The sequence below is a fragment of the Chloroflexota bacterium genome (assembly GCA_014360805.1).
Classification (GTDB): domain Bacteria; phylum Chloroflexota; class Anaerolineae; order DTLA01; family DTLA01; genus DTLA01.
On sequence record JACIWU010000070.1, the window covers coordinates 1 to 15,314 of the forward strand.

A 15,314-nucleotide genomic window follows, 5' to 3' on the forward strand; every position below is an offset into this window, starting at 1 on the left:
GCATTGGGGGCATCCGGCAGCGCGGCGAAGGACAACGAGGCTAGGGGAGGGCCGGGGTGGGGATGGGTGGGGTAGAACAGACAGGCTACGCATGGATGCCGTAGAACCAACTTTGCGCGGAAAGGGCTGGGGTGGGTTTAGGTGAGGTGGCCCCGCTCATTCGCGCCCCATGACCGAGATGCGCCCGATGCGCTGGCCGCTTTGACAAAGGCGTGGCCCGACCTATAATCTGGGCGTGTGGGAGACTCTCATCGCTAGGAGTGGCCCGTGAAACCGCGAAGTCAAATCCGTTCGGCCCTACGATGGCTGGCGCCCGGCATGCACGTGAAGCGCTGGCTCCTGTTGCTGCTGCTGGGCACAACCATCGTGGGCCTGGGCGTGGCGTACCTCCTGCGGGAAGTCTACGTGCGGTGGACGTTTCCGCCGGTGTTCTACTACCTCACGCTGCAATTCATCGGGCGGCAGTGGCGCGGGCTTCTGTTCGGGGTGCTGGGGCTTACGGCCATCGCCGTCGCCATCTACCAACTCAACCGTTCGCTGCTGGCGGCGTTCTTGCGGCCCGGGCAGGAGGACGTCGCCGAGGCGGTGTACAGGCACTGGCAGCGGGAGCGCGGCCCCAAGATCGTGGCCATCGGCGGCGGAACCGGCTTGTCCACCCTGCTGCGCGGGCTGAAGGAACACACGCAGAACATCACGGCCATCGTTACCGTCGCCGACGACGGCGGCAGTTCCGGCAGGCTGCGCCGCCAACTGGGGGTGCTGCCACCCGGCGATTTCCGCAACTGCCTCACGGCTCTCGCCGACGCCGAGTCGCTCACCACGCAACTGTTCCAGTATCGGTTCGGCGAGGGCGAGGGCCTGAACGGGCACAGTTTCGGCAATCTATTCATCGTCGCGATGGCGGGCGTAACAGGCAACTTTGAGCGGGCGCTGCTGGAATCCAGCAAAGTCCTGGCGGTGCGCGGGCAGATTCTTCCATCCACGCTGGAAAACGTTACCCTGGTGGCGGAACTGAAAGACGAGGACGAGGAACTGCCGGCAGTCGTGGAAGGCGAATCGCAGATTCCGGAGAGCGGCCGACCCATTGAGCGGGTGTTTCTCCAGCCGGGCGACGCCCCCGCCTACCCGGGGGCGCTGCGGGCCATCCTGGAGGCCGACCTGATCGTTGCCGGCCCCGGCAGCCTGTACACCAGCGTGCTGCCCAATCTGCTGGTGCCGGACATCGTCCGGGCGGTGCGGGCGTCGCGCGCCAAGAAAATCTACGTATGCAACGTGGCCACCCAGCGCGGCGAGACCGAGGGCTACACCCTGGCGGATCACATGGCGGCGTTGCAGCGCCACGTGGGGCCCGACGTCTTCCCCAACGTGCTCGCCAACGACAACCTGACGGAATCTCTGCCCAACGTGCCGGGGGTCGCCTGGGTGCGCCCGGAGTATCCTCCGGATGCGCCGTATCGCGTGTACAAGGCCGACCTGGTGGACCGGGAATGCCCATGGCGGCATGATTCGGAGAAACTGGCTCGCTGGCTCATTGAGTTTTGCGAGAAGGGAGAGTAGGGATATACTACTTCGTGAACTGTGGCACAAATGGATTGCCGAGGGAGAACGGACGATGAACAAACAGACCATTCGCGATGTGCCTGTAGACGGAAAGCGCGTGCTGGTGCGCGTGGATTTCAACGTGCCGCTGGAGGGCGGAGAGGTGCGCGATGATACCCGCATCGTGGCGGCCGTGCCCACTATCCGCTACCTGGTGGACCACAAGGCGCGGGTGATCCTCGCCTCGCACCTGGGCAGGCCCAAGGGCAAGCCGACGCCCGAATTCAGCCTTCGGCCCGTGGCCAAACGCCTGGGCGAGTTGCTGGGGATGCCGGTCGCCTTCGTGGGCGAGTGCATCGGGCCTGAGGCCGAGGCGGCGGTGGCGGCGCTCAAGCCGGGCGAAGTGCTCATGCTGGAGAACCTGCGCTTCCACGCCGAGGAGGAGGCCAACGATCCCGAGTTCAGCCGGAAGTTGGCGGCCCTGGCCGACCTGTACGTCAACGACGCGTTCGGCACGGCGCACCGCGCCCATGCATCCACGGCAGGGGTGGCGGCTTACCTGCCGGCCGTGGCGGGGTTCCTCATGGAGAAGGAGATTGACTACCTCAGCCGCGCGCTGGAGGCGCCCGGTCGGCCCTTTGTGGCCATCCTCGGCGGCGCGAAGATTTCCGACAAGATCGGCGTTGTCAAGAACCTCCTGGGCAAGGTGGATCGGCTCCTCATCGGGGGCGGGATGGCTAACACGTTCCTGAAGGCGCAAGGCTACGACGTGGCGGCGTCGCTGGTGGAAGAGGACAGCGTCGCCATCGCCAAGGAGTTGTTGGCGCAGGGCGCGGGCCGGATTCTGCTCCCGACGGACGCTGTGGTGGCCAACGCCTTCGCCGCCGACGCCGAGGCTAAGGTCGTGCCGGTGGGGCAGGTGCCTGCGGGGTGGCGCATCCTGGACATCGGCCCGGAGACCGTGAAGGCTTACTCCAAGGCGCTGCGCGGAGCCAAGACGGTGGTGTGGAACGGGCCGATGGGGGTCTTTGAGTTCCCGCGCTTCGCGGAAGGGACCTTCGCCATTGCGCGCGCGCTGGCCAAACTGCCCGGCGCCGTTACCATCATCGGCGGGGGCGACTCGGCCGCGGCGGTGGAGCAGGCGGGCGTCGCCGACAAGGTGTCGCATGTGTCCACGGGCGGCGGCGCCTCGCTGGAGTTCCTGGAGGGCAAGACGCTACCGGGCGTGGCGGCGCTGGCAGACCGATCGTAGGTTGTAGGGGCAACCGGCCGGTCGCCCCTACTGCATCGTTACCTTCATGTCCAGCGGCACGGTGTTGTACCACGTGTTGCCGGGCTTGAGCGGGAACAGTTGCCCGTCGGGGCCGATGAGGGTGAGCGGGTCGGGGCGATTGGGCCGCTTCCAGGTAACATCCCAGGCTTTGCCGTCGCGGAGGACTGTCGCACGGCCCTCGCCCCACAACTGAATCTGAATGGAGTGGGAGCCAAGTTCATCCTCCACGATGAGCGTCTCCACATGGTTGACGTACAGGATCACCACGTTGTTCGCCCCGATTTGCTGATCCGTCAGGCGGTCTTTGTGCGGTTGGCCGAGGATGGAGTGCAGGTACTGGCCCCGCTGGGGATCCCACGTCCATGTAACGTCAGAGTAGTACTTGCTGTAGGGGATGAAGACCGAACTGACGGGCTTGCCCCCCGCGGGCACGGCGGCGTCAAACCGCATCCCCCGAATGTCCCGCTTGCCAAACCAGCCTTTCGTTTTGACGTAGTCCCAGATGGTCTTGGTGTCGGTAAACAGCGTGTGCTCGTAGGCGAGGCCCGGGATCTTCACGCGGTAGAAAACGGGCGCGCCAAACCAGTCCGACAGCGCGCGGTCGGCGAAGTCCGACTCCGTGATGAGGCGCGTAACTTCGGGGCTGGCGCCCGAATAGATGAGGCCGCACTGAAACATGGCGGGGATTTCCAGGTCAATTAGGCGGGCGCTCCGCACCGAACCAATGCGCTCCACCTCTTGGCTGTGGTAGATGGCGGTGTAGCGGGTAACGCCGCCCTCGGCCAGGTGCTCAAACACGATGTCCGCCGCCTGGAGTCCCGACTGCGGCCGCACCTGGGGCGAGTTGGATATCTTGACGGCGATGGGCGGGCGCTCCAGCAGCGCCGGGTCCGCGACGGGCAGGCCGGTGAGCGGCCAGACATTTCCGGCGACGGTGGGCAGCGGCGTGGGCAGCGCGGGCGTCGGTTCGGGCGTCGGCGTCGCGACCTGGATGGGAGGTGGTGGCGTGGGCGTCGCAGGCGCGGGTGTGGCCGTCGCGGCGGGGCGTGGCGTCTTCGTGGGGGTTGGCGTGGGCGCGGGGCCGCCGCAGCCCGCCAACGGCCACGCCAGGGCGGCCACGAGCACCGCCAAGATGCTCCATTGCAGACAGCGCTTCATTTGATCTCTGCCCTCCGGTAGGATTGTGCGGAAGTAGTTTGCGGTTGTGGGATGGCGCAGGCACGGATTATACCACTCGCCGCGCTTTGCGCCAACCGCACCCCTTCGCCGATGCGGTTCAGAAGGGGCCGAGGCTCGTTATGGCGAGGAGTGCAGCGGCGAGCAATCCCTTTCCAATCTCGGAACGCGCCACGCGCAACGTGCGATGCACCCTGAAAGGTGCATCGCACGTTAGCGTAGCCCTATTCGCGTGGATTCGCGTTCATTCGCGGTTACGACCCCGCGGGATCGCTTTGCTTCGCTCGCATGGCGCGCAGCGGGCGTAGGGCAGGTTTCCATACCTGCCCCTCTGCACCCGGCGGCTATAGAAAGCCCCCCTACTCAGTGCAGATAGCCACCCTACTTACAGGGTTTGCGTTTTCACACGACTTACGCTATAATAGATTCAAGAGCAGCAAATCTCAACCGTAAGGGGAAGCTCGGATGGAGAATCAGCAGCCGGATGTTGATGCGCAGAATCAGGAGGTGAACCTCAGCACATCGCCCGTTACCCCACCTTCCATGCAAGACCTGCTGGAGCAGGAGCATTTCGGAGTCAAGTCCTTTTCCCGTGGCGAGACCGTGGAAGGGATCATCGTCGCCATCTCCGAGACCGAGATGTTGGTAGACATCGGCGGCAAGTCGGAGGCCATTGTGCCTCAACGAGACTTGGAGTCGTTGGACCCGGAATTCCGCGAGCGCCTGCGGGTGGGCGACAAGGTTGTGGCCGTGGTCATCCGACCCCAAACAACGGAAGGCCACATCGTCGTCTCCCTCGCTCGCGCGGAGATGGAAAAGGATTGGCGGGCAGCGGAGCGCCTCTTCAAAGAGCAGGCGGTCTTTGAGGGCCAGATTGCCGGCTACAACAAAGGCGGGCTGATCGTGCGCATGGGCAAACTGCGCGGATTCATACCGGCTTCCCAGTTGGCCAACGAGCACCAGCGCAGGGCCGACGACAGCGAGCAGGTGTGGGCAGACCTCACCGGCAAGAGCCTGCCGCTGAAGGTCATTGAACTGGACCGCAAGCGTAATCGCCTGATCCTTTCCGAGCGGGCGGCCATGCGGGAGGTGCGCGAGGAGCAGAAGGAGCGGTTGCTGGATTCGCTCCGAGAGGGCGAGGTCCGCAAAGGTACCGTTACCAGCGTCTGCGACTTCGGCGCCTTCGTGGACCTGGGCGGAGCCGACGGGCTGATTCACATCTCGGAGATGGCCTGGGGGCGCATCTCTCATCCGAGCGAGGTCGTCAAGGTTGGGCAGGAGGTGGAGGTTTACGTCCTCAGCGTGGACCGCGCGAAGAAGCGCATCGGGTTGAGCCTGAAGCGCCTGGAGCCTGAGCCGTGGGATTTGGTGGAGCAACACTACAAGGTTGGGCAGTTGGTTGAGGGCGAGATCACAAAACTCACCTCATTCGGCGCTTTCGCCCGCATTGACGACTTCATTGAGGGGCTGATACACATTTCCGAACTTTCGGACGATCGCATTACCCATCCGAAGGAGATCGTGAAGGAAGGGGAGACGCACACGCTGCGCATCATCCGCATTGACCCCCAAAAGCGGAGGATGGGGCTTAGCCTGAAGCGTGTCGCCGATCCCCAGTATGCGGACATAGACTGGCGCGAGGAGTACGCGGCCAGCCTGCAAGACGATTGGGATGAGGAAGACGATGTGGCCGAGGCTGCCGAGGATTCGGCCGAGGCCGTTACCGATGAGCAGGTGGAGGCTTGCCTGAGCGAAGCCGACGACGCCGACACGGATGAGGTTGTAGAACCCGAAGGGGAGGAGTCCAGTTAGGGCGCTTTCTGGCGCTCGCACGCAGACCCGATGTATTCTCTGGATCCCGTCAGCGACGGCGGCTGATCAGGTTGATTCTGGTGCACGAAAATTCGGTCTAGAGGAAGTCCTACCCTATGCGTTTGAGATGGCCCTAGTTCAACCGGACCGGCGCAGCGGAAGCAGAGACATTCAGGGCTGTTTCGCCATAGGGCGGGACAGCCCTGATGTTTTTGGGCTGACCAGGGTTCTGGAAAGATGAGGCGACAATATGGCTACCAAATTTGAACGGTTGTTTTCCGAAGAGGCACGCAGGGCGCTGGCACTGGCGCATGATGAGGCGCTTCGGCTCAAGCATAACTACCTGGGGACGGAGCATCTCCTTCTGGGGTTGATTCGCGAGCAGACGACCGCGGCTCTGATTTTGGCGCAGATGGGCGTGGATTTGGACGAGATTCGGGCCTTGGTGGAGCGGATCGCGGGCCGCGGCGACTACACCGGCCCGGGCAGCCCAACCCTGACCCCCCGAACCCAGCGGGTCATTGAACTGGCCATAGACGAGGCCCAGCGCATGGGCCGCGCCCAGGCCGGCACCGAGCACCTGCTGCTCGGCATCATCCGCGAAGGGCAGGGGGTTGCCATCAGCGTCCTGCGCAAGATGGGCCTGGACCTGGAGCGGGTGCGGCTGCGGGCGACCCAGATGTCCCAGCAGACGGCCATGGCCACCCCCGTCGGCCCCAGGCCGAAGGCCAAGGAGACCCCGCTCATTGACCAGTTGAGCGTGGACCTCACCGCGCTGGCCGCCGAGGGGAAACTGGACCCCGTCATCGGCCGCGAGCGAGAGATAGAGCGGGTCATTCAGATTCTGTCGCGGCGCACCAAGAACAACCCCGCGCTCATCGGCGAGCCGGGCGTGGGCAAGACGGCCATCGTGGAGGGCCTGGCGCAGCGCATCGTCGCCGGCCAGACGCCGCGCCCGCTGCTCAATCGGCGGCTGATCCAACTGGACGTGGGGTCCCTGGTCGCCGGCACCATGTACCGCGGCCAGTTTGAGGAGCGCCTCAAGAAGGTCATTGACGAAATCAAAGGCTCCAAGTGCATCTTGTTCATTGACGAACTGCACATGCTGGTGGGCGCGGGCGCGGCCGGCAGCCAGGTGGACGCGGCCAACATCCTCAAGCCCGCCCTGGCCCGGGGCGAACTCCAGTGCATCGGCGCGACCACCAGCGACGAGTACCGCAAGCATATTGAGAGCGACCCCGCGCTGGAGCGCCGCTTCCAGCCCGTGCGCGTGGACGAGCCGACCGTGGAGGAGACCATCGCCATCCTCAAGGGGATTCGCCCGCGCTACGAGGAGCACCACAACGTGGATATTGACGACGCCGCGCTGGAAGCGGCGGCGCGCCTGGGCGCTCGCTACATTTCCGACCGCTACCTGCCCGACAAGGCCATTGACCTCATTGACGAGGCCGCCTCGCGGGTGCGCATGTACAAGTCGCCGGAAGCCATTCGCCCCATAGACGAGGCGCTCCAGCCGACGGACACAGGCGAACTAGACCTGGGCTGGCCCAAGTCACCCAAGCGCCCGGTGGTTACCGCCGACGACATCGCCGAGATGGTGGCCATGTGGACGGGCATCCCCGTGGCGCGGCTCGCCGGCGAGGAGTCCGAACGCCTGTTGCATATGGAGGAGGCGCTCCATCGGCGCATCGTGGGCCAGGATGAGGCCATCTCTACCATCGCCAAAGCCGTGCGGCGCGCCAGGGCCGGCCTGAAAGACCCCAAGCGCCCCATCGGCTCGTTCATCTTCCTGGGGCCTACCGGCGTCGGCAAGACGGAACTGGCCAAGGCGCTGGCGGAATTCATGTTCGGGAGCGAGGAGGCCCTCCTGCAACTGGACATGTCGGAGTTCATGGAGCGGCACACCGTGTCGCGACTCGTGGGCGCGCCTCCGGGCTACGTGGGCTACGAGGAAGCGGGCCAGTTGACCGAGGCCATACGCCGCCGCCCGTACAGCGTCGTCCTGTTTGACGAGGTGGAGAAGGCCCACCCCGAAGCGTTCAACATGCTCCTGCAGATTATGGAGGACGGCCACCTGTCGGACGCGAAGGGCCACAAGGTGGACTTCCGCAACACCATCATCATCATGACTTCCAACGTCGGGGCCGAACTACTGAACCGCGAGGCCTCGCTGGGCTTCGCCACGCGCCGTGAGACGGCGAAGACCGAAGAGGAAGCCTACCAGCGGATGCGCGACAAGGTTTTGGACGAACTGCGGCGCACTTTCCGCCCGGAGTTCCTGAACCGCGTGGACGCCGTCATCGTGTTCCGCGCGCTGAACCGAGCCCAGATTCAGCAGATTGTGGAACTGGAACTGGGCAAGGTGTGTGAACGGTTGAAGGAGCACGCGCTGTCGCTGGAGGCGACCCAGGCGGCCAAGGAGTTGCTCGCCGAACGCGGATACGAACCGCAATTCGGCGCGCGCCCGCTCCGCCGCGTGATCCAGCAATTGGTGGAAGACCCCCTGTCCGAGGGCGTGCTCGCCGGGCAGTTCGTGAAGGGCGACCACATCCTGGTGGACGTAGAGAACGGCCAGATTACCCTGCGGGCGCTTGACCGCGAGACCGAAATCGCCGCGTCCAGCCCGGCCTAGCCGGGCACAGGCTGCGCCAGGCGTTCAGGGAGCGGGTTGCTTTGCCGAAAGCCAAGACGGTGTACGTGTGTCAGCAGTGCGGGAGCACGTCGCCCAAGTGGGTGGGGCGGTGCCCGGACTGTGGCGAGTGGAACACAATGGTGGAGACGGTGGTGGAACCCGCCCGCCAGAGCGGGGGCCACGCTGCTCCACCGTTGCGGGCCAAGCCCCAACCCATGCGCGAAATCCGCTCCGATGGCTTTGACCGCATTCCCGTGTCCATGGGCGAGATGCAGCGGGTGCTGGGCGGAGGCATCGTCCCGGGGTCCGTGGTGCTCATCGGCGGCGACCCGGGCATCGGAAAGTCCACCCTCCTCCTCCAGATGTCCGCCGACCAGGCCGCGCAGGGGCGGCGGGTGCTCTACGTATCGGGCGAGGAGTCGCCCCAGCAGATCAAGATGCGCGCCCAGCGCCTGGGCTTGGACGGCGATTCCCTCTACGTGCTCTCCGAAACCAGCCTCCAGCAGATCGTAGAGCAGATTGAGCAGATGAAGCCCGGCTTCGTGGTGGTGGATTCGGTGCAGGCCATCTACTCCGAAGATTTGGAATCTTCCGCGGGGAGCGTGAGCCAGGTGCGGGAATGCGCGGCGGCGCTGCAGCGCGTGGCGAAATCGCTGATCATCCCCATCTTCCTGGTGGGGCATGTAACGAAAAGCGGGGTCATTGCGGGGCCGCGCGTCCTGGAACACATCGTGGATACGGTGCTGTACCTGGAAGGCGACCGGTTCCATGCGTATCGCCTGCTGCGCGCGGTCAAAAATCGGTTCGGTTCCACGAACGAAGTGGGCGTCTTCAGCATGGAGGAGCAGGGGCTGGCGGAGGTGGCCAATCCGTCAGAGGCGTTCCTGGCCGAGAGGCTGCCTTCGGCGTCGGGGTCGGCCATCGCGGTAACGATGGAAGGCACGCGCCCGCTCCTGGTGGAGATTCAGGCCCTTGCCAGCACCACCAGTTTCGGGCTTCCGCGCCGCACGGCCAACGGCGTGGACATCAACCGCCTGTTGCTGCTGGTGGCCGTCCTGTCCAAGCGCGTCGGTATCCGATTGGGCGACCAGGACGTTTTTGTGAACGTGGTGGGCGGGATGCGCATCACCGAGCCGGCCGCAGACCTGGCCATTGCCCTGGCCATCGCGTCCAGCGTGCGCGATGTGCCGGTGGCGGCGGACATGGCCATCGTCGGCGAGGTGGGCCTGTCGGGCGAGTTGCGGTCGGTGAGCCAGACCGAGCGGCGGCTGATAGAAGCGGCGCGCCTGGGCTTCCGCCGCTGCCTGATCCCGAAGACGGGGACACGCGCGCGCAACATCCCGTCGGGGCTGGCGGTGCTGGAGACCCGCACACTGGACGAGGCGCTGGAAGTCGCCCTGGCGCAATAGCGGCAGCCCAAACACGTAGGGCGGCTTTCCATAGCCGCCGGCGGCAGAGGGCAGGTATGGAAACCTGCCCTACACGCTGGACGAGGCGCTGGAAGTCGCCCTGGCGCGATAGCGTTGACTTTTCGCGCAAGTTGTGGTATCATTTGCCTAGATATTCTTATCTTGATATTCGGGTTCATTTTCGCGCCTGCCGCGAGGGCGGCAAAAGGTTTCTCTATCATCCCAGGCACTTATCGGTCCATCGTCTTCCGAGAGTCGGTCTAGGCGTTGCTGTCAATCGCAGGTTCGGATCACGAAGAGTGCACGGGATGTGCACTCTTTGTATTTTGCATGGGGGAGAGAACGGCAACTTGTAGCAAGGAGGTGCGTTCGCTAGCATTGACGATGTGCTAAGAACCAACCCGCAATACGGAATTATGGGGGAGGATTTATGACCGGCGAGTTTATCGTGCGTATCATCGGCATGATCGTCATGGGGTTGCTGGGCTGGGAGGTTGGCGTCCTGCTCGGAGGGCGGACGGACACACAATCGGTGCGCTACGTGCTCACGCTCTCGCTGGCGGGGGCCGCCCTGGGGCTGCTCATCACCCCCTACCTGGTGCTGCGCCCCATTCGCAACTTTCGCAATTCCATCCGCACGGCTTCGGCCCAGCAGGTGCTATCGGGCATGGCGGGGTTGGTCGTTGGCCTCATCGCCTCGGCGCTGCTCGCATTGCCGCTTTCGTTTCTGCCGTCGCCGTGGGGCCGGGCGCTGCCCGCCGTGTTCGCCGTGATTCTCGGCTACCTGGGCACCTTCATCGGCGTGGTACGCCACAGGGACTTCTTCGCGCTCCTGAGCGGGCGGTTGAGCCGAGAGGTCAGCCGCGAGGACAATATCGTCCTCCTGGATACGAGCGTTATCATTGATGGCCGCATCGCCGACATCAGCCACACGGGCTTCATCAGCGGCACGATGATCGTGCCCCGATTCGTGCTCAACGAGATTCAGCACATTGCCGACTCGCCCGACCCCCTGCGGCGCGCGCGCGGGCGGCGTGGGCTAGACATGCTCAACCGACTGCAAAAGGAGTCCGTCGTCCCCATTCGGGTCGCCGACCTGGACATTGAGGACGTGCGCGACGTGGACGACAAACTGGTGATGCTGGCCAAGCGGCTGCGCAGCCCCATCATCACCAACGACTACAACCTGAACCGCGTGGCCGAACTCCAGGGCGTAACGGTACTCAACATCAACGAACTGGCCAACGCCGTGCGGGCGGTGGTGCTGCCTGGGGAAACCCTGAGCGTGAGCATCATCCAGGAAGGCAAGGAACTGGGCCAGGGTGTGGGCTACCTGGACGACGGCACCATGGTAGTGGTGGAGAACGGCCGCCGCCACATTGGCCAGACCATCACCGTCGTCGTTACGAAGGTGCTGCAAACGGCCGCAGGGCGCATGATCTTCGCCCAGATTGAGGGCGCACGGTAGGGGGTGCCCTGCGGGGAACAAACCGAAGCATTCCCGTGGAGACAACCGATGTTCCGATATGGCCTACTGCGACGGAGCGCGTGCAAGTGCATCTGTACATGGGGAAGGCGCTGACGAGGCCCTTCCCAATTCCCTGCGACTTCTGTAAACACTATTGGGTGTGGAGGTAAACCATGGCGCTCCGAGTTTTCAATTCACTGTCGCGACAACTGGAACTTTTTGAACCCATCCACGAGGGACGGGTGGGAATCTACGTCTGCGGCCCGACGGTGCACAACGATGCCCATCTGGGCCACGGCAAAACCTACGTCAACTTTGACACGGTCGTTCGCTACCTGCGATACCTGGGGTACAAGGTGCTCCACGTGCAGAACATCACCGACGTGGGCCACCTGCTGGACACGGGCGAGGATCGCATCCTCAAGGGGGCCAAGCGCGAGAAACTCAACCCCTGGGTGCTGGTGGAGTACTACGAGCGGCGCTTCTTCCGCGACATGGACACCCTGAACGTAACCCGCCCCGACATCACGCCCCACGCCACCTGCCACATCCCGGAGCAGATTGAACTCGTCAAGACATTGATAGAGAAAGGCTACGCCTACGAGGTCAACGGATCGGTGTATTTCTCCGTCCGCAAGTGGCCGGAGTACGGCAAGCTGTCCGGCCGCAAGGTGGACGAACTGATAGAGGGCGCGCGGGTGGAAGTGCTGCCGGAAAAGCGCGACCCGGCCGACTTCGCCCTGTGGAAACGCGCCGAGCCGGAGCATATCATGCAGTGGCCCAGCCCGTGGGGCATGGGATTCCCCGGCTGGCACATTGAGTGCTCGGCCATGTCCACCAAGTACCTGGGGCAGCCCTTTGACATCCACGGCGGCGGGATGGAGAACAAGTTCCCCCATCACGAGTGCGAGATCGCCCAGAGCGAGGCGGCCACCGGCAAGCCGTTCGCCAAGTACTGGCTGCACAACGGGATGCTCATGATTCGCGGCGAGGAGATGCACAAGTCGCTGGGCAACTTCATCACGCTGGAGCAGGCGTTCCAGCAGTACGCGCCGATGACCATCCGCTTCTTCATCCTGGGCAGCCACTACCGAAGCCCGCTGGACGTAACCGACGAGGCGCTCGCCGCGGCAGCGCGGGGCGTGGAGCGGCTGTACGGGACCATGCGCCGCGTCCGCGCCCAGGTGGACGAGGCCCAGTCGGGGCCGGTGTCGGAGACCGTCGCCAGCCTTGTCGCGGACGCGGAAGCCCGCTTCCGCGAGGCGATGGACGACGACTTCAACACGGCCAACGCGCTGGCCGTCCTGTTTGACCTGAACCGCGAGGTCAACAAGATGATGCACGAGGGCGCTCCTATCAGCCGCGAGTCGTGGCAGCAAGTGGACGCGCTCTACGGCCGACTCGTGGGAGACGTGTTGGGCCTCATAACGCCCGAAACGTACCAGACGCAGACTGCCGGCCTGACCGACGACCTGCTTCGGCTGCTGGTGGAGACCCGCGCCGAACTGCGCCAGGCCAAACAGTGGGCGCTGGCCGACCGCATCCGCGACCGACTGGGCGCTCTCGGCGTGGCCCTGGAGGACCGGCCCGACGGCACGACCTGGCGCATTCGGCCGCCCGAAGCGGGCGAGGAGGAATAGTCCTGGCCGATGGGCGGACCGTTCTCACCGCCGTGGGGACCGAGACACAGAGGGGGTAAGGGCGCGGAGAAAGCCCTCTGTGTGGGAGATTTTGCTCACACAAGGCACGGAGAACGCGGAGGCCGGGGATTCTCCGCGCTCTCGGCGTGCTCCGCGGTGTGAAGCATTGGGGACTGCGTAGGCGACCCATCAGGGCGAGAGAGGACTTCCATGCCCGGCTTTGAGGTGCTGTACGGACGGAACGCCGTGCTGGAAAGCCTGCGGGCAAACCGGCGGCGGTTCTACCGCCTGCTCCTGGCACAGAGCGCGGCCGCCGGGGGCGCGGTGGGCGACATCCTCGCGGAAGCGCGCGCCCGCAACGTGCCCCATGTGGCCGTGGACCGCGCTGCGCTGGACAAACTGGTGAGCAAGGACGCGGGCCACCATCAAGGCGTGGCGCTGGAGGTCAGCGCGTACCCCTACGTGCCCTGGCAGGAGGCGCTCCGCGCGTGCCTACAACGCCAGGAGATGCCGCTGTTCCTTGTGCTGGACTGTCTTCAGGATCCCCAGAATCTGGGTAGCCTTCTGCGAACCGCCGAGGCCGTGGGCGTCCACGGCGTCGTCATCCCCAAGCGCCGCGCGGTGGAGGTTACGCCCGCCGTGGTGAACGCATCGGCCGGCGCCACGGAATATCTGAATGTGGACATCGTGAGCAACCTGGCGCAGACGCTGGAGGAGATGAAGCGGGCGAACCTGTGGGCCGTGGGCCTGGAAGCCGCGCCAGGGGCGCTCGTGTACGCCGAGGCCGACCTGGACCGCCCGCTGGCGCTGGTGGTCGGCAGCGAGGGGAGCGGTGTCAGCCGCCTGCTCCGCGACCGCTGCGACTTTCTCATTCGCCTGCCCATGCGGGGCAGGGTAGGCTCGCTGAACGCGGCTGTGGCGGGTTCGGTGGCCCTGTACGAAGTCGTCCGCCAGCGCCAGGGCGGATGACGCGGTTGTCGCGTGCGCGGCCGGTCGCCATTGTGAGCGCGGCGAAGCAGTCTCGGAGGAGTGCGACCGCGAATCACGCGAATGGGGTTGGGGTGCTGACCTCACCCCCTCGGCTGAAGGCCGGGGGTGAGGCGCGTGGGACGCCCGCCGGAATCCACGGATCGGGTAGCACGGACTGTGCCGACGGGAGATTCGCGATGCCGCGCGTTTGGGGTCTCCGACGGGTCGCGTTATAATGTGCGACGGGTCTCGGGTGGCCCGCTCGCAAAGAAATCTCGCGGGGAAGGTGGAGTCTCGTTGAAGAAGATTTGCGTCATCGGCGCCGGCTATGTGGGGTTGACCACAGGCACCTGCTTTGCAGACCTAGGGAATCTGGTTACCATCGTGGATATTGACGAGCGCAAGGTGGAGAACCTGCGCCAGGGCGTGCTGCCCATCTACGAGCCTGGGCTGGAGGAAATCGTCCGCCGCAACGCGCAGTCGGGCCGCCTGCGGTTCACCACATCCTACGCCGAAGGCATCCGCGACGCCGAGTTCGTCTTCATCGCCGTGGGCACGCCGTCGGGCGCGGAGGGCGAGGCCGACTTGCGCTACGTGCGGCAGGCTGCCGAGGCCATCGCCGAAGTGATGGATCACCCCATCGTGATCGTGAACAAGAGCACCGTCCCCATCGGCACGGGCGACTGGGTGGCCGACATTGTGAACAAGCACAAGAAGAACGACGTGCCCTTCGCCGTGGTGTCCAACCCCGAATTCCTCCGCGAGGGTTCGGCCGTCTACGATTTCATGAACCCCGACCGCGTGGTGCTGGGTTCGCTGAACCGCGAAGCCGCCGAGCAGGTGGCGCAGTTGTACCTGTCGCTCCGCGCCCCCATCGTCATCACCGACCTGCGCACGGCCGAGATGATCAAGTATGCGTCCAACGCGTTCCTGGCCAACCGAATCTCGTTCATCAACGAAATCGCGTCCATCTGCGAGGCCCTGGGCGCCGACGTGAAAGAAGTGGCCGCGGGCATGGGCTACGACAAGCGCATCGGGCCTTCGTTCCTAGACGCGGGCATCGGCTTCGGCGGGTCGTGCTTCCCCAAGGATGTAAAGGCGCTGGCGCACATGGCCGCCATCCACGGCTGCCATCCCCAACTGCTGCGCGCCGTCCTGGAGATCAACCGCGACCAGCGCCGACGCCTGGTGCAGAAACTCCGCGACATCCTCGGCTCGCTGGACGAGCAAGTCATCGGCGTGCTCGGCCTCGCGTTCAAGCCCAACACCGACGACATGCGCGAGGCGCCCGCCGTGGAGATCATCCACCTCTTGCAGAACGAGGGCGCCACCATTCGCGCCTACGACCCTGTGGCGATGAACAACGCCAAGGAGATGCTGGACGGCGTCATCTTCT

General features: G+C 65.0%; 10 protein-coding genes. 9 read left to right on the top strand and 1 reads right to left on the bottom strand.

The features are described from left to right. Nucleotides 1–267: 267 nt before the first annotated feature. Both H5T65_11160 and H5T65_11165 read left to right on the top strand, forming a co-directional pair. Nucleotides 268–1,557, top strand: coding sequence for a YvcK family protein (locus H5T65_11160; GenBank protein MBC7259792.1), 1,290 nt, complete (start codon nt 268–270; stop codon nt 1,555–1,557). Between the two features lie 55 nt (nt 1,558–1,612). Beyond that, complete coding sequence (locus tag H5T65_11165) at nt 1,613–2,791, top strand: phosphoglycerate kinase (protein ID MBC7259793.1); 1,179 nt, start codon at nt 1,613–1,615, stop codon at nt 2,789–2,791. Nucleotides 2,792–2,818: 27 nt separating this feature from the next. On the opposite strand, the gene H5T65_11170 is transcribed toward H5T65_11165, so the two are convergent. Beyond that, nucleotides 2,819–3,970 (bottom strand): DUF3048 domain-containing protein, encoded by a 1,152-nt coding sequence (locus H5T65_11170; GenBank protein MBC7259794.1) that lies wholly within the window; start codon nt 3,968–3,970, stop codon nt 2,819–2,821. Between the two features lie 483 nt (nt 3,971–4,453). Here H5T65_11170 and H5T65_11175 point away from each other — a divergent pair, with 483 nt between their 5' ends. From H5T65_11175 to H5T65_11205, 7 genes are all read left to right on the top strand, one after another. Then, nucleotides 4,454–5,800 (top strand): S1 RNA-binding domain-containing protein, encoded by a 1,347-nt coding sequence (locus tag H5T65_11175; GenBank protein MBC7259795.1) that lies wholly within the window; start codon nt 4,454–4,456, stop codon nt 5,798–5,800. Nucleotides 5,801–6,050: 250 nt separating this feature from the next. Then, nucleotides 6,051–8,432 (top strand): ATP-dependent Clp protease ATP-binding subunit, encoded by a 2,382-nt coding sequence (locus H5T65_11180; GenBank protein ID MBC7259796.1) that lies wholly within the window; start codon nt 6,051–6,053, stop codon nt 8,430–8,432. 41 nt (nt 8,433–8,473) lie between these two features. After that, nucleotides 8,474–9,841, top strand: a complete 1,368-nt coding sequence (radA, locus tag H5T65_11185) for a DNA repair protein RadA (GenBank protein MBC7259797.1) — start codon at nt 8,474–8,476, stop codon at nt 9,839–9,841. 430 nt (nt 9,842–10,271) lie between these two features. Then, complete coding sequence (locus tag H5T65_11190) at nt 10,272–11,309, top strand: TRAM domain-containing protein (protein ID MBC7259798.1); 1,038 nt, start codon at nt 10,272–10,274, stop codon at nt 11,307–11,309. Nucleotides 11,310–11,482: 173 nt separating this feature from the next. Beyond that, entirely contained in the window at nt 11,483–12,949 is a 1,467-nt protein-coding gene (locus tag H5T65_11195) for a cysteine--tRNA ligase (GenBank protein MBC7259799.1), read from the top strand. Nucleotides 12,950–13,159: 210 nt separating this feature from the next. After that, nucleotides 13,160–13,918, top strand: coding sequence for a 23S rRNA (guanosine(2251)-2'-O)-methyltransferase RlmB (rlmB, locus tag H5T65_11200; GenBank protein ID MBC7259800.1), 759 nt, complete (start codon nt 13,160–13,162; stop codon nt 13,916–13,918). Nucleotides 13,919–14,215: 297 nt separating this feature from the next. Beyond that, on the top strand, nt 14,216–15,314 hold a 1,099-nt coding region (locus H5T65_11205; protein MBC7259801.1), incomplete at its 3' end, for a UDP-glucose/GDP-mannose dehydrogenase family protein.

Coding starts and splice junctions, on each gene's coding strand:
- H5T65_11165 (MBC7259793.1), top strand. CDS start 1,613: ATGAACAAACAGACCATTCGCGATGTGCCTGTAGACGGAAAGCGCGTG.
- H5T65_11170 (MBC7259794.1), bottom strand. CDS start 3,970: ATGAAGCGCTGTCTGCAATGGAGCATCTTGGCGGTGCTCGTGGCCGCC.
- H5T65_11175 (MBC7259795.1), top strand. CDS start 4,454: ATGGAGAATCAGCAGCCGGATGTTGATGCGCAGAATCAGGAGGTGAAC.
- H5T65_11180 (MBC7259796.1), top strand. CDS start 6,051: ATGGCTACCAAATTTGAACGGTTGTTTTCCGAAGAGGCACGCAGGGCG.
- H5T65_11190 (MBC7259798.1), top strand. CDS start 10,272: ATGACCGGCGAGTTTATCGTGCGTATCATCGGCATGATCGTCATGGGG.
- H5T65_11195 (MBC7259799.1), top strand. CDS start 11,483: ATGGCGCTCCGAGTTTTCAATTCACTGTCGCGACAACTGGAACTTTTT.
- rlmB (MBC7259800.1), top strand. CDS start 13,160: ATGCCCGGCTTTGAGGTGCTGTACGGACGGAACGCCGTGCTGGAAAGC.